The 20,401-nt window shown below is 48.6% G+C and carries 17 protein-coding genes; 3 read left to right on the forward strand and 14 right to left on the reverse strand.

What is annotated here, in order from left to right:
• Nucleotides 1–116: 116 nt before the first annotated feature.
• The 4 genes from DL346_RS10660 to DL346_RS10675 all read right to left on the reverse strand — a co-directional run bounded on the left by DL346_RS10660 (nucleotide 117) and on the right by DL346_RS10675 (nucleotide 3,508).
• A complete protein-coding gene (locus tag DL346_RS10660) occupies nucleotides 117–809 on the reverse strand; it encodes a DUF4367 domain-containing protein (RefSeq protein ID WP_165822463.1) in 693 nt (230 codons plus the stop codon).
• A complete protein-coding gene (locus tag DL346_RS10665) occupies nucleotides 787–1,353 on the reverse strand; it encodes an RNA polymerase sigma factor (protein ID WP_240633127.1) in 567 nt (188 codons plus the stop codon). Before DL346_RS10665 ends, DL346_RS10660 begins: the two co-directional genes overlap by 23 nt.
• A 120-nt stretch (nucleotides 1,354–1,473) precedes the next feature.
• Nucleotides 1,474–2,049, reverse strand: coding sequence for a response regulator transcription factor (locus tag DL346_RS10670; RefSeq protein WP_165822464.1), 576 nt, complete (start codon nucleotides 2,047–2,049; stop codon nucleotides 1,474–1,476).
• A complete protein-coding gene (locus DL346_RS10675; RefSeq protein WP_112882112.1) occupies nucleotides 2,018–3,508 on the reverse strand; it encodes a sensor histidine kinase in 1,491 nt (496 codons plus the stop codon). Before DL346_RS10675 ends, DL346_RS10670 begins: the two co-directional genes overlap by 32 nt.
• 129 nt (nucleotides 3,509–3,637) lie before the next feature.
• Here DL346_RS10675 and DL346_RS10680 point away from each other — a divergent pair, with 129 nt between their 5' ends.
• The 3 genes from DL346_RS10680 (at nucleotide 3,638) to DL346_RS10690 (ending at nucleotide 5,831) form a co-directional block, all read left to right on the forward strand.
• A complete protein-coding gene (locus tag DL346_RS10680; RefSeq protein WP_112882113.1) occupies nucleotides 3,638–3,847 on the forward strand; it encodes a hypothetical protein in 210 nt (69 codons plus the stop codon).
• 247 nt (nucleotides 3,848–4,094) lie between these two features.
• Complete coding sequence (locus tag DL346_RS10685; protein ID WP_112882114.1) at nucleotides 4,095–4,982, forward strand: hypothetical protein; 888 nt, start codon at nucleotides 4,095–4,097, stop codon at nucleotides 4,980–4,982.
• 327 nt (nucleotides 4,983–5,309) lie between these two features.
• Nucleotides 5,310–5,831 carry a CBO0543 family protein gene (locus DL346_RS10690; RefSeq protein WP_112882115.1) on the forward strand — a complete coding sequence of 174 codons (522 nt, stop codon included), beginning with the start codon at nucleotides 5,310–5,312 and terminating at the stop codon, nucleotides 5,829–5,831.
• 8 nt (nucleotides 5,832–5,839) lie between these two features.
• Here DL346_RS10690 and gntK read toward each other — a convergent pair whose 3' ends face one another.
• From gntK to DL346_RS10740, 10 genes are all read right to left on the reverse strand, one after another.
• Complete coding sequence (gene gntK / locus DL346_RS10695) at nucleotides 5,840–7,375, reverse strand: gluconokinase (RefSeq protein WP_112882116.1); 1,536 nt, start codon at nucleotides 7,373–7,375, stop codon at nucleotides 5,840–5,842.
• 65 nt (nucleotides 7,376–7,440) lie between these two features.
• Complete coding sequence (locus DL346_RS10700; RefSeq protein ID WP_112882117.1) at nucleotides 7,441–8,802, reverse strand: GntP family permease; 1,362 nt, start codon at nucleotides 8,800–8,802, stop codon at nucleotides 7,441–7,443.
• Nucleotides 8,803–8,963: 161 nt separating this feature from the next.
• A complete protein-coding gene (locus tag DL346_RS10705) occupies nucleotides 8,964–9,635 on the reverse strand; it encodes a GntR family transcriptional regulator (protein ID WP_112882118.1) in 672 nt (223 codons plus the stop codon).
• A 92-nt stretch (nucleotides 9,636–9,727) separates the two neighbouring features.
• Nucleotides 9,728–10,630 (reverse strand): phosphogluconate dehydrogenase (NAD(+)-dependent, decarboxylating), encoded by a 903-nt coding sequence (gnd, locus tag DL346_RS10710; RefSeq protein ID WP_112882119.1) that lies wholly within the window; start codon nucleotides 10,628–10,630, stop codon nucleotides 9,728–9,730.
• A gap of 171 nt (nucleotides 10,631–10,801) precedes the next feature.
• Nucleotides 10,802–11,098 (reverse strand): hypothetical protein, encoded by a 297-nt coding sequence (locus tag DL346_RS10715; RefSeq protein ID WP_112882120.1) that lies wholly within the window; start codon nucleotides 11,096–11,098, stop codon nucleotides 10,802–10,804.
• A gap of 219 nt (nucleotides 11,099–11,317) precedes the next feature.
• Entirely contained in the window at nucleotides 11,318–11,779 is a 462-nt protein-coding gene (locus DL346_RS10720) for a divergent PAP2 family protein (protein WP_112882121.1), read from the reverse strand.
• Between the two features lie 344 nt (nucleotides 11,780–12,123).
• Nucleotides 12,124–14,514: a glycoside hydrolase family 95 protein gene (locus tag DL346_RS10725; RefSeq protein WP_112882122.1), complete on the reverse strand. Its 2,391-nt coding sequence runs from the start codon at nucleotides 14,512–14,514 to the stop codon at nucleotides 12,124–12,126.
• A gap of 49 nt (nucleotides 14,515–14,563) precedes the next feature.
• A complete protein-coding gene (locus tag DL346_RS10730) occupies nucleotides 14,564–15,847 on the reverse strand; it encodes a Gfo/Idh/MocA family protein (RefSeq protein WP_112882123.1) in 1,284 nt (427 codons plus the stop codon).
• A 253-nt stretch (nucleotides 15,848–16,100) separates the two neighbouring features.
• Nucleotides 16,101–17,135, reverse strand: a complete 1,035-nt coding sequence (locus DL346_RS10735; protein WP_112882124.1) for a LacI family DNA-binding transcriptional regulator — start codon at nucleotides 17,133–17,135, stop codon at nucleotides 16,101–16,103.
• Nucleotides 17,136–17,180: 45 nt separating this feature from the next.
• On the reverse strand, nucleotides 17,181–20,390 hold the full coding sequence (locus tag DL346_RS10740) for a hypothetical protein (protein WP_112882125.1): 3,210 nt from the start codon (nucleotides 20,388–20,390) through the stop codon (nucleotides 17,181–17,183).
• Nucleotides 20,391–20,401: the final 11 nt, after the last annotated feature.

Below are 20,401 nucleotides of genomic sequence, written 5' to 3' on the forward strand. Positions count from 1 at the left end.
GATCGATCTTGATCGCTCTGATATGAATTATAGGAGGTGACGATAACAGCGAACAGGTTGGTCTTTCTTCACCCTGTTAAGCGAAGAGCCTGCCGATTATGGCAGGCTCTCTCCTCTTATTGCGCCGATTCGGCGATCTTCTTGGCTTCATCGCCCGTAACGTTGCCGGTAATGGAATAGTGAACGTCCGCGACCGTCCAGAACAGCTCCGTAAGTCCGGGCTGTTCGAAAATCGACCCATCAGCGCTGCCGACTTTCGTTGCAGTGAACATATCCGCCGGGAACGAGGCCGGCATGCGGCTTGCGGTGAACGTAAGGGTCTTTTCGCCTGCCGCATACGTGAAGATCACGTCTCTTACAGGTTCGCCCTTCATCCCTACGGAGACGATCTCCTTCAGTGTATACCCATCAGGTACGAAGCTCGGAACAAGGAGATTCGGTCCGAATGCCGCCTTCGCATCCTCCGCGGAGCCAAGCGGAGTCGTAATCAGCTCCGACAGCTCCGAACCGGCCGTGCCGTCGTTGGTTACCGGAGGCACGCTTCCAACTTGATTGTTGGCCGGGCTGTGAACGGCCGGCTGCTGAAGCATCAGGACAACCGCGATCAGCATAGTGGCTGATGCCAGGCTCGCCGTTGCCGTGATCCAAGCTCGCTTGAAGGCGAATCGGCGGCTTGGCTTCTTCACCGAAGCCGTCTGCTGCCGAATCTTCTGTTTCAGTTGTTCGCTCAATTCCATTCCGGCAAAAAGCACATCATCGCATTCGGCTTGAAGCTGTTTCTGCATGTTACGATCGGTAAAATCCGTCATTGATCTTTTCCTCCCTATGCATCTCCCGAGCCATCGCTTCGCGCGCTCGGTGAAGTCGATTTCGTACGGTTCCTTCGGGCGACGACGTCGCATCCGCGATCTCCCGCGTGTTTAAGTCCAAATAATAATACAGATAGAGCACCTCTTGGTGCGGCAAGGACAGACGAAGCAGATGCCGCAGCACCTCGCTCTTCTGCAGCCGGTCAAGCGCCTCATCCTCGACGTTGATCGTTCGGCTGGATTCCATCCGGCTTGGGTCGGTCGGCTGCTCGGTAAACATCCGAACGCCCGTTTTGTCTCGGCAGACGTTGACGGCAATTGCCGTCAACCAGGTTTTAACGGTACTTTCCCCTCTGAACGACGTCCAATTCCGGTAAGCGCGGAGAAATACTTCCTGGCTGATATCCTCCGCAAGATGTCGATCACCGGTATAGAAATAAGCGGTGCGCATAACGATTGAGCCGAAGCTTTCCATAAGCTGCTCGAGCGCTTGCGCGGGATCCTGAGCGAAATTGTTCTTCATCTTTGAGCCGGCCGGCTTCACTGGATAACCACCTCCACCCTATTAGACGGTCATGAAGCGAGAACCGCTGCATGGGAATGATAAAAAAAATAATACCCCAATCCCGCGTTCAAACCAAAACGGGATTGGGGTGGCGAATCCTTATTTCATCAACTTATTTCGAATGCTTCGGACCTGCGTCTTGATGGTATTCATCGACTTGTGCAATAGCGCGGCGATCTCCGTGCGGCTGAAGCCTTTTTCCTTCAAATCATGGATTTCGCGTTCGGAAGGCGTGAGCTGCATCAGTCTGATCTCCTCCCTCATAGCAAAAGCGGCATCCGGGTGAATCGAGGCTAAGTTTGAGCTGGCTTCCCGGATCGCGACGGCAATATCCTCGAAATTCGATTTATTGATATAGTTGACGGCTCCGTTCTGGAACGATTTTATAATCACTTCCCGTTCCGTAAGCGAAGTCAGCATAATGATCTTAACCGCAGCTTTGCTCGCGAGCGTCAGCTCTCTCGTAATCTCTAAACCGTCGAGCTGATTTTCCGTTAAGTTGATGTCCATCAGCACGACGTCAATATCCATCGAGTTGCCGGCCTGCAGCGCCTCCTCCTTGGTGGCTGCCGCCATCACGACCGCGATGTCCGGCTCCTTGCTTAAATCTTCGGCAAGCCGTTCGCGCCAGAACGGATCATCCTCAACAAGCAGTACCTTTATTGGATGGCCCACTCGGCACTCCTCCTTCCGCGGCGAATGATCGATCCGGCACTTGTTTTCCCCGTACCCGCTTGGATGGGAAACGGATTTCCATCCACGTGCCTTTGCCCGGCTCCGTATCAACCAGCCGAATGTTGCCGCCATGCTTATGCAAGACGCCGTAGCAGTAATTCAGCCCCAGCCCGTAATTGACGACGCCCTTCTTGGTCGTGAAGAACGGGTCGAATATTTTCGCCGCGTTTTCCGCCGATATCCCGCTTCCCGTGTCTTTAACCCAGATTACGACATCCCGCTTTATTTCCAATACGGAGACGTTCAGTTTTCCGCCGTTCATTCTTCCCATCGCTTCCACGGCGTTGACCAGCACATTGTTCAGCACTTCTTTGATATGCGCGCCGTCGCAATACACAAGCGGATCGATCTGATAGTTCCTCTCCAGCTCGATCCCATGCTCCTGCAAGGTTGGTGCAATCGAGCGAAGAATGTAATCGAGCAGCTCCGTTAACCGTTCGTTGCGCTCGTTAAGGACGATCTCGCCCGTTCGTTCCTTGATCCGATTCATCATGTCGAGGATATGATCCGCCACCTTATCGAGACTCGACAAGTAATGCATCGTTTCGTCGCGATTATCCTGGGCAAGGGCGGATTTCATCCGGCTGCTTAAATAATTGATCTTCTGGACTTCGTTCTTGAGCGTGTGATTAAGGATTAACGCTCCTTGCGTCAAATTTTTCATGGAATAATCCATCTTCTGCTGCTCGATCCGCAGCTTAATGCCCAGGAATCCGTACCTCATCCCATAGTAGACAAAGAACAGCATGAACACGATTGCGATGATAATGTTAAACTGCCACATGTTGTTGCTTGAAATGACCAGCTCGTTTTTCCCGATGAGGAAGTAGTTTAACCCGTAATAGTCCGTTGCGTATAGAAAGCTCATGCACAGCATCATCGTGATCGACGTTCGCAGACTGTTCTTCTTGTAAGCGGAATTGCTCTCCGTCCAATACCGCATCCAATACACGACGACGCCGATCAAGACGTAAATGCCGGCCAGGATGCGGAAGTACGGATGGCCGAGCCGAGCTTCCGGGTACAAAGGAGGCACTGTGGCGAGGTAGGCTGCAATCGGAACGAACAGTCCAATGCCTACCCAGGTCAGCATCCTTGCAGAAAACAGCCGCGTAAAAACAATGGCGCACATGAGAAACAGAAACGGAACGAAATGGTATTCCGTTCCCCACGCAGCGATCGTGAATACCCTTACGGCTTCGGTCAGATCGGCTGCATGGAGAGATGCTCTCATCCACGGCAGCACCTCGAGTTGAATGACGACGGAGAAGCTGGCCAACCCGGTGACAGCTAACAAGAGGCATACCCATTTCGTGTATGCCAGCTTCCGGTTGTTGATCAGCATGACCGCCGCAATCGTCCAGAGCGTGATAAATATGCCGCAATAAAAAAATACCATACCGAGCGCCTCCCTAAGCAGGGTGATAAAAGTTCAACCTTATTGCCGTACCAAAGGCTAGATATAATTCGAAGTGTAGCAAGGGTACGACGAACCGACTTGCACATAACCTAAGGAGGATGATTGAAGATGAAAAAAAGTAAAATCGCGGTTACGGCAATGCTTGGAGCATCGCTTCTCTTTGGCGCACTGGCCTCTCCCGCATTCGCAGCAAAACCCGAGGCGAAACCGGAAGGCACGAGAGTGATCGTCTATGCTAAGCCCGAGGCAAAACCGGAAGCGACGAAAACGAAATCGTCAATCGCTGGCGCTAAAGCCGAAGCAAAGCCGGAAGTCTAATAAAGCCGCCGCAATTGCGACAATATGTATAACTCCATTGTACGGAATGTTAGCAGCCTTGACGAGTACTATCTTCCGTTAGTACCGCTTTATGGTAAAGAATCCGCGTTTTATGCGGGTTCTTTTCTTTTTTCAATTAGGGTTTTCTAATCCTCCTGCATTTTACGACTTAAAAATCATGTTGCCCCCGAACTCTGTAAACTGTCAGCTGGCATAATCAAAAACTACACACAACAGGAGGATTAAGATGAAAAAGAAAATTGCCTATATGCTTATCGGCGCGGTATGCTCAACCGTACTTACCTATGGCGTCGTCGCATTCGCGGATCAAGCCAATACGTCAACAACTGAGAAGGAAGCGACTGTAACAAGCACATCAACAATGGCACCAACACAATCTCAGTCACAGGAACTTCAAGCGCTTCTCGAGAAATTCACGAAGAATACCGACGCTTCCGTCAACGGTACGTTGCTAGTGGATCAGATTAAAAAGCTAGACATCCAATTGAAGGCGAATAAGCTGAAGCTGAAGCTTGTTCTCGAGAAGGAAGCAACGGTCAAGTACGAAGTGGAGATCGAGAAAGCCGACGATCACGAAATCAAACTGAAGGGCGATGAAGCGAAACAATTCATCATCCAGCTGCTCGCGGCCATCGGATTTAACGAAAAAATGACCAAAGAGCAGTTCGTAGCGTCGCTTTATAAAACATTGGAAATCGAGCCAACTCAAGCGGTAACTTCAGCGCAGCTGAAATGGTCGGCCAACGATGATGACAACGAAGACAAGGAAGACAAGGAAGACAAGGCTGAACAAGCGCTAACAAAGCAAGAAGCTCAAAAAGAGAAAGAAGCGCAGAAGAAAGCTCATGAAGCAGCGAAAGAAGCAAAGAAGAAGGCACTAGCGGCAGCGAAAGAAGCGAAGATGAAAGCTCTAGCTGAGTTTAAAGAAGCAAAGAACAAAGCAAAACAAGAGCTAAAGGCTCAAAAGGACAGCGATAAACAACAAGCTAAGCTAGCCAAAGAGGAGCTTAAAAAGAACAAATCTCATGGCGACGATGATGACGAGGACGACGACCATGATGAAGATAACGATCATGGCCGCGGTCACGACGACGATCATGACGACAGAGATTAATCCCTCGGATTCGTAACACAGACAAAGCCCCTGTTCAAGGGGCTTTGTTCTTTTTTATTTCGTTTTTTGTTATGGTCATATCCCGAACGTCCCCGTGCACCCCTCCGCTCTGAAACGCCTGAAACCGGCCTGCAGCCGCATTTCAGCCTAATCGTACCACCGGGAATATAGAATTTGTGCGTGCTTTTTGAAGTTCAGCGATAACAAAAAGAAACCGCGGTATTCGCGGTTTCTGAAGGGTTTAGCAGGCCTTTGTGTTATTATGGGATAATTTGGCAATAACTAAGATGGCTTGGCATTCTGGCAAAACGGGGGAATGGCACCAGCGTGCATATTTTGATTATCGTTCTATTTATTGCGGCCTGTTGGAAATGGGGAGACTGGCGCAATTGGCAGTCGTATCACACGACGATGCTCTATATCGTCATGGCGAATTTACTGTATCTCTTCTTAACCGCAAACAACTTCTTGTGGAGATATGAACCGGAGAGCTACTTCTATCACTACGCGATAACGGAAGCTCTCTATGGCTTTATTGTTCTGCCGGCTACCGTACTTATGTTTTTGCCCCATATCCCATCTAAGCCATTGAAGATCATCGGCTTTTTCCTCATGTGGATCGCGAACTACTTCGTGATGGAATGCGTGCTTCTGACATCGAAACGCATGATCCATGATAACGGCTGGAACTTATATTGGTCGCTGATGTTTGATGTGATCATGTTCCCAATGCTCATTCTGCATCATAAGAAGCCTTTGCTCTGTTATCTGATTTCAGCCGTGATTGCGACTCTGCTGTTATGGAAATTTGATGTTCCGATCCATTTGCCGATCGAGAAACGGGACTAACGCAACCGCTATCCTAGATTGTACTTCTGTTGAAACTGAGCAATCGCCTCGTATTCGCTGCCGAGCTTGCGCGCCAGCTGGATGTAGATCGGAAGCAGTTGATGGTAAATCCCGGCATTCTCCTTGATCGGCGCATGCTCATGCGTGGCGCCGACCATCGTCGACACGATATCCAAGGAATCCGCCATGCCGGTTGCATATAACCCAAGCACCGCGGCGCCGAGGCAGGAGCTCTCGAAGCTTTCGGGAATGACAACCTCCTGATCGAAGATATCAGCCATCATCTGACGCCATAAAGGAGAGCGGGCGAAGCCTCCCGATGCCTTGATCTTCTTTGGCCGTCTAATATTCTCTTCCATCGCCAGCAGCACCGTATACAGGTTGAAAATAACCCCTTCCATGACTGCGCGGATCATATGCTCCTTGCGGTGGTGCATATTAAGACCGAAAAAAGACCCCCTTGCATTCGAATTCCAAAGCGGCGCCCGTTCGCCGGCCAAGTAAGGATGAAATAGCAGCCCGTCCGAGCCCGGTCTGACCCGTTCCACGATTTGCATCAGCAAATCATAGGGGTCCATCCCAAGCCGCTTGGCGGTTTCAACCTCGGCTGCCGCGAACTCATCCCTCGCCCAGCGAAGAAGCATCCCGCCATTGTTGACCGGACCGCCGATGACCCAATGGTTTTCCGTAAGCGCATAACAGAAAATGCGTCCTTTCGGGTCGGTTACCGGCTTGTCCACGACCGTGCGAATAGCGCCGCTAGTACCGATTGTGGCTGCGACGACGCCCGGCTCTATCGCATCAAGACCAAGATTTGAAAGCACGCCGTCGCTTGCTCCAACGATGAACGGCGTGGAGGCGGCGAGGCCGGTTTCTTGAGCGAAAGTCTCTTGCATTCCCTGCATGGCATGCGTTGTCGGGACAAGCCTGGACAGTTGTTCCCGCGTTACCCCTGCAAGCGCAAGCGCCTCTTCATCCCAATCGAGCTTCTCGAGGTTCATCATCCCGGTCGCGGACGCAATGGAGTAATCGATCACATATTCGCCGAATAGCCGGGCAAATACATATTCTTTGATCGAGACAAACTTACTCGCCTTCTGAAACAATTCCTCGTTATCATGACGAAGCCACATTAATTTCGGCAGCGGCGACATCGGATGGATCGGCGTTCCTGTACGCAAATAAATCTGATGCCCGTTCAAATCATGCTTTAGCCGATCGGCCCACACCGCGCTCCGGTTATCCCCCCAAGTTATGCTGCGCGAGAGCGGCTTGGCATCGGCATCCATGACAATAACGCTGTGCATGGCGGAGCTGAAGGAAACGAACAAGATTTGTTCGGGCTTTGCGCCGCTTTGTTCCATAACGCGTTTCAAGGTTAGAATGACTGCGCGAAAAATTTGTTCCGGATCTTGTTCGGCAATGGATGAAGTCGGCGTGTAAAGCGGATAGCCTTCATCCGCTTTGGTCACGACGGCTCCATTCTTCTCGAATAGGACGGATTTGGTGCTAGTCGTGCCGATATCCACCCCAATCATATACATAGGCTGACTCAACTGAATGAACCCTCTTTCTGGTGGTTGGTGATGTGCTCATTTCCGCTTCCAGATTATACTACCATACTAAGCAGCAAAATGAAGACCAATCCGACGACGGATAGGATCGTTTCCATCACGGTCCATGATTTCAGCGTTTGCGGTACGCTCATATTGAAAAACTCCTTCACCATCCAGAACCCGGCGTCATTGACGTGAGATAGGATGAGCGAGCCGGCACCTGTCGCGAGAACGGCGAGCTCGACGTTCGTATCCGGATTTTGAGCCAGGATCGGTGCGACGATCCCTGCTGCCGTTGTCATCGCGATAGTGGCAGAGCCGGTAGCAACACGGATCAAAGCCGCGATAAACCAAGCGAAAAATATAATGTTCACGTGAGAAGACGTTGCGATCGCGGCAATGGCATCCCCTACGCCGCTTGTGATCAGCACCTGCTTAAATGCTCCGCCCGCCCCGATAATCAAAATAATCGTCGCTGTAGGCGCCAAGCATTCGCTCGCGAATCGGGACACGTCCTCCTTGGAGAACCCTCTGGCGAAGCCAAGCGTGTAGAAGGCGAAAACAACCGAGATGAGCAGCGCAATGACCTCATGGCCGATAAATTCGCAAAACGTTGTAATGCTGTATATGCCGTCAGGGTCGATGATGCTGGCAATTGAACCGATCAGCATAAGAATAACCGGCATCAGAATCGTGAGCAGCGTGATGCCGAAGCCAGGAAGCTCCCGGTTTCCTGTGGTCGTGAATTGCTCGACCAGATTGGCAGGCGGTTCAACCTGGATGCGTTTACCGATCCATTTACCAAACAACGGACCCGCCAAAATGGCCGTTGGCAGACCGATGATGATCGAATATAAGATCGTTTTTCCCAAATCCGCATGATACGCATCGATGGCAATCATCGGCGCCGGATGCGGAGGGACAAGACCGTGAACGGTAGATAGACCGGCAAGTACGGGAATACCGATTTGCAGAAGCGACATGCGTGTTTTTCGCGCAACGATGAACACTATCGGGATCAGCAAAATAACGCCGACCTCGAAGAAGACCGGAATGCCGACGATAAATCCGACAATCATCATCGCCCAGTGGACGTTTCGTTCGCCGAATTTATCGATTAATGTCGTGGCAATCCGCTCTGCGCCGCCCGACTCCGCCATCATTTTGCCAAGCATCGTACCAAGACCGATGACGATCGCGATCGTACCGAGCGTTCCGCCTAAACCGCCGGTAACCGCCTTGATGATATCTGCAGGCAGCATGCCTGCAAGAAACCCAAGTAATATTGCTGAAAGAAGAAGAGTTACGAAGGGATTCCATTTAAATTTTGCAATCATGACAACAAGAAAAACGATGGACACGAGCGCCCAGATAATCAAAGTAACGTCATGGCTGAAGCCAAAGATGCTGTTCATGCTGAACCTCCTCTAGTTGGTGCGGATCTTTGCGAGTTGTGGATAGTATTGCCTATGTTTGGCTTTTACACCATTAAACCGCTTTCAAGCGATTCTTAAAATTGTATACTTGTCGACAACCTTCACCGTGCTCTTTGTAAAGGCGCGGCTTTAAGGTTCAGTTACGGGATGCTGTTATGAAGCGTTTTATTGGAATCGGCAAAATACGCCTGGACGACGTTCTGTATGACCGTCACGTCCTTCGTTTCAAGCGCGTTAACGAGCGTTCGGTGCTTTTCAATAACGGCAATCAATTTGCTTTGCCCTTGAGAGAACACTTCCTCCGTCGTTATGAGCATGACGGTGAGCACAATATGACGAATGCTCTTCCAAAGGTGCATAATTCGCGCATGCTTGGCTTCCACGATCATCGCTTCGTGAAATTGGAAATCGAGATGCGAAAATTCCACATAATCGTTGTATTTCATCGCCAGCTCCATCTTCTCGATGAGCTGCTTCTGGCTGACCAGCAGAGACTGATGGTCACCGGCAGCCAACCGCTGCTGGGCGAAGCTTTCGATTAAGTAACGTACATCGTAAAGCTCATCAAGATCCTGCATGCTGAGGCCGAGTACGACCGCGCCCATCCGTTCCAGACGGATCAGGCCTTCGTTTGACAACGTTTTCAGCGCTTCTCTAACCGGGGATCGGCTCGTGCCGAAGTCGGCGGCGACCCGGTTCTCCGATATAATCTCGCCCGGCTTGATGGTTCCTTTAATCATTTGCAGCCTGAGCTCGCACGCTATGGCTTCCCCGCGGGAAACACCTTTTAACCAAGCAGATGGATACCGCATTTAGCCTCAACTCTCCTACGCATTGTAAATAGTACTACCGATTTTATCACAACTAGGATGCCTATTACTATGCGAGGAGACATCGGCATCCGCTATGAGCTGCTTACGACCGCGTGACCGCCAAACTCATTGCGCAGCGCCGCGACCACTTTGCCATGGAACGTGTCCGTTTCCAAGGAACGGTACCGCATCAGCAAGGACAGCGCTATGACCGGCGTGCTTGCCTGTAGATCAAGCGCCGATTCAACCGTCCATTTGCCTTCGCCTGAGCTCTGCATGATCCCGCGGATATGGTCCAAATTCGGATCTTTGGAGAATGCGTTCTCCGTAAGCTCCATTAGCCAGCTCCGAATGACGGAGCCATTCGACCAGACGCGCGCGACCTCTTCGAAATTATAATCGAAGTCGCTCTTCGACAGCAGCTCGAAGCCTTCGGCGATCGATTGCATCATGCCGTATTCAATGCCGTTGTGAATCATTTTCAGGAAATGGCCGCTGCCGGACTTGCCGGCGTACAAATAACCTTTATCCACCGCGATCGCTTGAAAGAGCGGCTCGATCAGCTCGAATGCTTCTTGCTCTCCGCCAATCATAAAGCAGCCGCCGCGTGCCGCGCCCTCTGTCCCGCCGGATGTACCGACATCGAGGAACCGGATGCCATGCGCCTGCATTTTCTCAGACCGGGCAATCGACTGCTTGTAGTGCGAGTTTCCGCCATCGATGACAATATCGCCTTTCTCCAGCACCGGAATCAGCGTATCCAGCACTTGATCGACGATTTTGCCGGCAGGTACCATGATCCAAACCATGCGAGGCGATTGCAGGCCTGCTGCCACTTCTTCAATGGATGCCGCAAATTCGGCGCCAAACTCGGATGCCAACTGCTTCCCGGGCTCCGGGTTCACATCATGCACTATAACCTGATGTTGGTTTTGAAGCAGATTTTGAGCCAGATTATAACCCATTTTTCCAAGACCGATCATGCCTATTCTCATGTCTAACACCTCACCAGAACTACAAGTATACTTGTATACAAGTTGTTAGTTGATTTTACTATCGGTTTTGCAATCTGTAAATACAAAAAGTTTGTAAATCGAATGAACGCAAAAAAAAGCGACGCAGGAAACTGTCCCCGCATCGCTGCTTGATCTATATGGACTATGCGATTATTTGGTCGTGTCGAGCTTCATTAAGGACGAAAACATGATTTCTCCAACGATGCCTCGCGCATGGATCACTTTCTCGATGGCATGAAACAACGCGGCATCGATGACTTTCCGGCCGCAGTCTTCGCAGGCATAAAGCGGGATGGACTGTACCGTCACATCGCGAATAACGAAATTGGCGTTCGTTACCGGTTTATTGAGGCCATGACATTCAAGGCAGCATGTTACCTTAGGACGGCTGATAAAGGTATGCATGTAGTTTTGAAGCTGGACCGTTTCAACTAGTACAAGGATCACCTCCTATTGGGGATGCCTCCATTATACCATCCCCGTCCGCCCTCAATCGTCGGACTACGGGTCTGAATCGACATGGTCCATTCGTACCTGATCTTATTCGTTCAAATAAAGCTCGACTTTGCTCTGAATCGCATCCGCGGTTTCATCGATCGTCTTCTGTCCCGAGAAGAAGCCTTGCGTCTCCTGAGAATGAAAAATACGCGGCCAACCAGCACGGCTTCATGCAAAGCAATAGTTCAAGAAAATACCGACGAGAGCCCCCCAGATTGCCCCAATGCCGACCTCAATCGGATAATGGCCAAGCAGCTCTTTCAATTTACCCGCGTTTGCGAACATTGTGGGCCGGTCTGAATGAACCTCGCGCAAGGAATGGATGACTTGATTCAAGTAGACGGCATGAATGCCGGCTTGCCGGCGGATGCCTATTGCGTCGTACATGGTGATGGCACCGACAACGGAGGCAATGGCAAAACCGGTCGATGACCAGCCTTGGTCCAATCCGATCGCAGTTGCAAGCGATACGACAGCCGCCGAATGAGAGCTCGGCATTCCGCCGGTTGTGAATGCAAGCGACAGGTTCCACTTACGGGAAACGAAATAGGCGATCGGCACTTTAATCGCTTGAGCCGTTACGATGGCAAGGATGGCAGCCCATAACGGCAGATTATGTACGATAGACATGAGCGTATATCACCTTTCTTGCGCATATTGGCCGAGAATCTCCATTGGCGCGATGATGTCTACTCAGTATGTTTTGCTCCGACTCTACCGATGATACCCGAGAAGCAACAAAATAAAGAAGCTCTTTTCCTCATTTGAGACAAAAAAAAGGCTGCCGACATCTGCGACAGTCATTACACGATTGGCCAGTGGTCAATTCGAAACTTCTATTTTTTTGCTTTTCTACTCTATCTGATACAAACACGCTTGAAATTTAATTTTCTCATCATTAAACGGGTTAGCTTTTCATCAACAATTTTCAGAAATCCACGAACCTGTACGATGGTCACCGACCACATTCTTGCTCATTGGCTTGCATTCTGGAAAATCAGGGAAACCGATTTGTTTGCTTGGATCACCACGGAGAGCAAGCCCTCCATAGGCTCGATGACTCGGTTCTCCTTCCCTTCCTCGCAAATCAGCACAGGAGTATCGGATTTCAGCTTAAACGTGTTGCTAATACAACACTTTACAGTCAGTCGGTATGCTTGCATTCGCTCCCATTTTAGAGAAATTTCGAATCCTCCTCGAACGCGTATACCGGATATCGTCCCACTCTGCCAAGCCGAAGGAAGGGCTGGCAATAGTTCAACAAATTCGTTGTGAGATTGGACGATCATTTCCACGATGCCCGCGGTATAGCCGAAATTTCCGTCGATTTGAAATGGCGGATGGGCGCCGAGCAGATTCGGAAGAATGCCTCCTTTGGAACCGAACACGCCTGAAGGCTCCTTAACTACGTTAAAAAAGCGGCGAAGCAGATCCATGCTCCGTTCCCCGTCTTTCAGTCGGGACCAAAGGCATATTTTCCATCCGAGGCTCCACCCTGATCCGGCATCCCCGCGCCTGTTTAAGGTTTGCCGAACCGCGTCAGTCAAGGCCTCATCCATCCATTGATTCCCTGGATAAATACCGTATAGATGTGAAATATGGCGATGACGCGTGTCTTCATCCTCATAATCAATAAGCCATTCCTGCAACTGACCGTACCTTCCAATTTGCAACGGGAATAGACGAGCTTTAGCGGTTTTCACTTTCTTGACCCATTCCTCTTCAACCCCAAGGATTGCGGTCATCTGCAAGCAATTGGCGAACAGATCGTCGATGAGCTGAAGATCCATCGTCGCGCCTCTTGTGACTTCTCCCCGCTGACCATCCTCTGTAAAGAAGTGATGCTCCGGTGATGTCGACGGCGATGTAATCAAGCGCCCTCCATCGTCCTCAACTAGCCAATCCAAGCAAAATAGTGCCGCGCCTTTCAATATCGGGTATGCCTCTTCGGATAGGAATTGCTTATCCTGCGTATATTCGTAATGCTCCCATAAATGCCGGCACAGCCATGGACCGGCCATCGGCCAGAATGCATACGCCGGATCGCCATGACGCTCGGCGCCCACAGGATGCGCATGTCTCCATAAATCCGAATTGTGATGCGCCGTCCAGCCCTTCAATCCGTACCGCTCTTTAACCATTTTCTCGCCGTTTATAGCAAGCTCCTGGATCGCTTTAAGTAACGGACGATGGCATTCGGACAAATTCGTCGATTCCGCAGGCCAATAATTCATTTCCGTATTGATATTCAAGGTGTAGTTACTTGTCCATGGCGCTCGCGTAATATCGTTCCAAATGCCTTGCAGATTAGCTGGCTGTGTCCCTTCCCGGGAACAAGCAATCAGCAAATATCGTCCAAAATGGAATAATAAGGCGACCATTGCCGGATCGTCCGCACCATATTGTTGCAGCCTTTTATCAGTATCAAGCTTCTCTTCTTCCTCGATGACATCCCCAAGTGAAAACTCGACCCGATCAAACAGCCTCCGATAATCCAGAGTATGTACTTCTTTCAATTGATCATAACTACTATTCATAGCCTTCGAAAGCGTCGTCGAATTACGCTCGGCCAGCGCGCCGAAATCATTGCCCGGCCGTTGATCAAAGCCGTTAAATGACGTTGAAGCCGCAAAGTAAAGAACAGCCGACGTCGCGCCCTGGACCCACAGTTTGCCATGTCGATATTCGACCTTACCATCCTCGGCGCAAACGCATAATCTGCCCTCGAAATGGATCGCTTTCGTTTCACCAAATTCCCCGTATACAATCGGCAGTTCATCTTCCTTATAATAATGAGGCGCGATATATTCGGGACAAATCCCCCGCAGCACCAAAGCATTATCCTCTGACACCGTTTCAGCCTTAAGCGGGCTATCTAAACTCGCCGTAAAGCTTAACCGTTTGGGAACGGAGCTGGTAAACCGAATAGCCAATACCTGATGGGGATTGGACACAAACGCTTCACGTGCGAATTCACATTGGCCGATTTTGTACGAAACCGATGAGACCGCATTGTCGATGTCTAGCATACGCTCGTAGTTAGCGCAGTCATTTCCATGAAAGTGCCGAATCGTTAAATCGCCAAGAGGTAAATACCCTTGCGCATACGGGCCGAACATGTTTTTCGCCTCGTCTGTCGCCTCGACATATTTCTCCTCGTCGATTAGCTGCCTTACCTTCCGCAGTGCTTCCCTATCGTCGTAACGTTTATCCTGAGCCGGGGGACCTGACCATAACGTATCCTCGTTAAGCTGGAAGAGCTCCTTCTCTACGCCTCCATAATGCATTGCACCGATTCTTCCGTTACCTAGCGGCATTGCCTCCGTCCACTGCGTTGCAGCTCGTCTAAAGGTTAAGCGCTTCACATGCAGCCTCCACAGAACGTATTATAAAGTACGATTACTGGTTGTATGTCTAACAAACCGTGCATCTATTTCGGACATCTACGGAACGAAGATGAGCAGCGTACTCGTCCAGATCGATTACCTTCCCGCCGTTCAAACGCGATTCCTCTGCGGCAAATGCCATCAAGTGGCTTCGTACCGAAGCGGATGCAGATGTTAAGCTCTCTTGGCCACCGTTGTTCCTCACTTCATCTAGGAAGCTGCTGACGATGCCAGCATCGCCTCCGCCGTGGCCGCTGGACTGTTCAGCAATGGTGATTTCTGTCTTCTTATGCGTAAGAAAATCGAACAAAGTGACTGTATTCCCTTCTCCGCGAAGCTCTCCTCTTGTCCCCATAATTTGAATTCGCCGCTCTTGCTCGAAGGTAAAGCCGCACATGCTGAAGATCGCCGTTGCTCCACTCGCAAACTCCATGTTGACAACTTGATGGTCAACTACGTTGTTGTCACTCTTATAGACGCAACGACCATAGTTCGTATCTCTCAATCCCTGCACGATTTTCTCTTGGGAAAGGTCCGGCGCAAAATGTCTTGCCCAGGCCTTGAACTGATCACTCAAATAAAAGCGCTGCGCAGCATAAGGGCAGGTCGAGTGCACGCGGCAGTCGAGGCACCGTTCTGCTGCCCCTTCTGGTGCATTTGCCTCGTGGAAATGCATCAGGGAACCAAACGAGCTGACCCTCGTGCATGGCTGATCCATCAGCCAGGATAGAACATCCATGTCATGACAAGATTTAGAGAGAATCATTGGGCTCGATTGCTCGGAATTATTCCAGTTGCCTCGGACGAAGCTATGAGCGATATGCCAATAACCAACGTTTTCATTCAGCTGAATGGATACGACGTCTCCGATGTGCCCCGCTTGAATCGTCTCCTTGATCGTACTCCAAAATGGCGTGTAGCGCAGTACATGGCATATGGTCAGAAGTCTGTCATTCTCTTTGGCGACTCTTTCCATCTCAAGACATTCTTGCGGATCGGGAGACATGGGTTTCTCCAGAAGAACATGATACTTATTGTTCAGCGCATGGATTGCCGGCTGAAAATGCATCTGATCCTGCGTACAGATGACAGCAATATCCGCTAGTTTCCCTTCAGCGAGCAGCGTCTCCCATGATTCGTACACACGCTCGGCTGGAATGCTATGGTCATCAGCGAATTTAGTCCGCCTTCCGGGATCGGCTTCCGCTACTGCGACGAATTTGAGCTCATGCGGATAATGGAGTGCGTATGGCGCGTAACTGCTTGCACCACGCGCGCCAGCTCCGATTAAAACAGCTGTTAATTGCTTCATGTTTGCTCTTCTCCTCTGTCAGTTCAAATTGAAAACTTCGCTCATTATTCGCACCAAATTCACTTCATTATAGCTATCATATTTGGAGTAATCACTTCATGTCAACGTATATTTGGATCCAAATTTTCATTAAACTTGTGGTGTACACTGCATGCTCAAAAAAAAGAACCTCTAAATGTCGTTCACCCGATTGGATGAACGACATTTAGAGGTAAATTTATTTCTAGAGCTTATGTCGTTTAGCACTTCTTGTTTATGAGGATGACGATTGCCGAACCACAAGTTCATACGGGAGCAACACTTTGAGCGGAAGTGAATAGTGACCTTCAACGTAATTTACCAACATGTTTGCAGCCACTTCGCCGATTTCCGACTTCGGCACCTGCACACTTGTGAGTGGTGGCGATGAATATTGCGCTAATTCAATATTATCCATGCCGACGAATGCGATATCCTGGGGAATGCGATAACCTTTCTCTACGGCGGCGCGAAGTGCGGGTAACGCCAGAGCGTCGCTTGCACAAAACATTGCAGTTGGTCTTTCATCCGCATTCAGCCTATCGAGCATCTCTGTCATTAAACTATAGCTCATATCAACATTCCAATTGGCATTAATAATCCAGCTTCTGTTCAGTTCGCTTCCCGTTTCGAGCATACCGAACTTATAGCCTAAAAATCGTTCATCCTCATCCATTTCATTAAAGAAGGTTGGTCCCCCAATAAATCCGATTTTCTTATGTCCCTGTGCAACCAGATGCCTGACTGCAGTGCGCGCGGCCGAGAGGCGATCGCAATCAACAACGGGTACGGCTAAGCTATCATAATTCAGGCTGACGCCAAGCACGCGCACGCCTTCTTCTTTCATGACCTCAAATTGCTCCTTATCGTACCAGGCAATCGAAAGAATGCCCTTCACTCCCGTTTCCCTGATCAAGGAGCGCAAGTAATTGGGACTCCCCAACTCTTCTCTCGCTGTGAAAAACGCGGGAGTTCGCCCAAGCTCAAATAACTTCTTGCGGAAGCCAGACAAAATGCTTGTAAAATACGGATGATAATCAAATAAAGACTGAGGCATAATACAGCCTATTGATTTCTCGATTTGATGTTGAGTTTTCGCCGCCGAAGGTGTTTCCTCAGCCTCTATTTCATAGCCAATATCATTCGCAACTTCTAATACTTTGCGCTTTGTCTCTTTACTGACAGGGCGATTAGCATCATTACTAATCGCACGTGATACAGTGGAAATCGATACTCCGAGTCGATCGGCAATATCCTTCAATGTAGGCAAATTAACACCTCCTCGAATGTATGATACCCTTCATTTGCTCTTTCATCAACAAAATGAACACGTTGAACACGTCATGTCATAAAAGCCGTTAATCGAAATCGTATTTTCTCGAACGCCATTCATCGTAATGACCTCAATGGATGTAGTCCCATATCCTTGTAAGCGAACGATAGTGTCACCGTTGGACTCATGGATTGAAACCACCTCGGTATCCATATCCCTTGTTAGGACGCCAACCGATTTGGATAACGTAATCATATTGATTTTATCACGCTCAATATTGATTTCAAACGATTGATTGTTCCATTTCAATGTTGCCTTGGCAATTTCTTTGTCACTCCACCAATCGATGTTTAGCAAATAGATGACTCTTAAACCATCTTCACGGTCAAACACTGTAAAGTTGACAGTATCATCACTAACGATATACCCTTTCTCATACTCCGCCCTGCAAGCTTCCTCAGCAGTTTGCTTTAAGACAGCTTCGTATTCTTCACGAATTGCCGGGTTGGCAGGATAGTTCAGTGAATTAATAAAGATCACTTTGCCTTTGCCGACACTGTTATGAATAATTAGCCCTTTGCCTTGATGTGACCGGACGACTGTTGCTGTATCTTGCAAGGTAAGTTCCGCCATTCTTTTCGGATCCTCTACATATTCAGGGAACGTATAATCTTGTATCCCCAGCAGCTTTTCTATTAAGCCCTTATCGATAACGCCACTTGTTCCAGTTATGGCCTCATTTCGATTCGTTGTGGTAAACAGATGCGCCCAAGTCAAGATCGCCGTGCCACCATTTTCGCAAAACGCAAGGATCTGCTTAAACTGCTGCTCTGTAGCCGTATTGTATCCTAAGAATGCAAGCACTTTATAATTTTGATAAGCAGCCTGCTGGGCCTCTATAGGTAAAATATCAACCGTGCCATATGGGGTTCTTGAATAAAACCCTTGCGGTTTGTTTTCACATGGGTACCTATAAATCGCATTCAGAACAGAATCCGGGAAGAACACTTTTAGCAAATCCCAGCTTTCTTCCATATGGTCAAACTTCCACTGCTCACCTATTTGTCCCCATGCATTAGGCCTTGTAAAACAAACCCAAGCATCATTCTTTCCATGTAAAAATCCAAGTGGGACAATCATATTAGTCGGTCTTGTATGCGTGTTTACAAAATGAGCAAAGTTTTTTTGAACTTCTAAGTGCCCAAGGCAAGCCGGAGAGAAGCGATCGAAAAAGGCCAGCTCACTTTCGATATGCATAAGTCCTTCTTCCGTGTTGATGTGATTGATGTTATGGGTGTAACAAACAAAAAGAGAAAGCTGATACCTTCTAAACCGTTCTTTCGTATCATGAGGCAACGTTGACCATTGAACGGCCAAATGTGCCAACAAATCTTTCTTGTTATACGCAATTGCCGCCCCTCTCTGGGCTGCGATTATAATTTCATGCGGGCCATACATCAATTCGCTGCCTGCACTTTCTACGCCGCCCTCGTAGAAATATTTGAATAGCGTGCTTGGACCCGAATGTCTCTTAACGCCGTTTAACGAATAGCGAACGTTATCGACAAGCTGATTAGCCGCTTCTTCCATGTCCCTTGGCTTCACAGGATTATAATTCGCAAAAACGCGATTAAGTGCATAAACAGGAGGCGTTAGATATTTGCCATCCTTGATTTTATCGGTAAGACGCTCCATCAGCTCGTCAAAAAATGCAAATTTCTCGCCACGCCGAATACCCCAATAATAGAAGGCTCCGTCTCTTTCATGTCCCTGATTTCCAACAAAATAGGGTCCTTCTAACATATCTCTCGTTGGGTTTGCATTCATACCCGGAAGCTCGCGTCCATCTATAATGTGGCAATAATGATAGCGAAGCTCTGTAAACAGATTGACAACGTGCGTCCAAAAATCAGTGTTTAATTCTCTCGTTCCAGACCAGCGATAAACGGGCCTTAACGTAATAAAATTACCCAATCTGTTGTTGATGTACCAACAGAAATACTCATCAAACTCATCCATGTCCTGAGCGAAATATATGGCATCCGACGTTCCCGTTAATACATTGTCGTCTTTTTTTTCTATCGTACGGGTTATGGAGACCGTTTCTTCTTCCAAACCGCAATTTAGTTGGATATTGAAATTCGTTTGATGGGCTGTTGCCGTAAAATTGATTACGTTAAAGCCCTTGTTACATTCATGCGTCTTTTCAAAAATCAAGTTTTCATTGCCGCTTACAGTAACGATCGATGGTTGCTTCAAGTAAATCAAAACAGGAATAGGCGTATGCAGCGGTATGCAATCATTACAACCAACTACGGTTAAATTTTTTGCTTCCTTATAGAGCAAATATACTGATTTAACTAGGTAAGGATGAGGCATAAAATAGTCCGCTTGATTGGTGATGCTGATCGTGTTCTTTCCTATCTGCAATAAAGCTCTATCGATCGTAAATTCTTTCTCGGTAAACCGTAGGGAACGTTGAAAAAACTCGCCGTCAAAGCATACCTCACCGTTGATTTTGATTTGAAGGTTTGCCCACTCTTTTTTGGAGAGGTTTTCTCCAAACCAGTTCATATCTTCATGAAAAGGATTAAACATCGTAAACTGCGGCAAATAGTTATAGCCCGGCTCACAGTAGAAGTTCCCTTTTAAATAGGGGTCTTCCAAGTAAAGATCGCCAGTGCATCCCTTTACATGGAAATAAACCAAAACAGAAGCGACATTATCCTCAAGGGCAAAGTCCGTTTCAATTTTCTTCCAGGAGTATGTTCCCTCTTCGATTGGAATAACAATCACTTCATCCGGATCTAAACTGATTGAAGCTTTGTTCACTCCTTCTTTGATCAACCGCTTCTCAAAAACAATTTCCAATTCAGCATCGGTAGACTTTATTAATTGCTCTGCCTTTGCATAGATAGAGAAGGTAAATTGATTGCCAGCATGTTCAGGCTTTACAAATTTATAATAGGCACGCTTTCGATACTCTTCGCCATTACCTTTGAAACGCAAACTAAACTGACTATGATGGGTATCCTTTGGACACAGACAGTCATCAATCATGCGGTATAAATAAGGATATCCCCCCTCTGTCATCCAAGATGGGTGCATGGCATATTCGCCTTTTAACATGATTTTGAAATCATTCTCGGCGATAAAATCCGAATCATCAAGTACAAAATCACAATGCAAGGAATCGCCGGGCTTGATATGTGGTGGTTCTGTATAGTCTTGAATGGTTATTTTATTAAACATATGATCCTCCC

This window comes from Paenibacillus montanisoli, from assembly GCF_003268025.1.
Taxonomy (GTDB): Bacteria; Bacillota; Bacilli; order Paenibacillales; family Paenibacillaceae; genus Paenibacillus_Z; species Paenibacillus_Z montanisoli.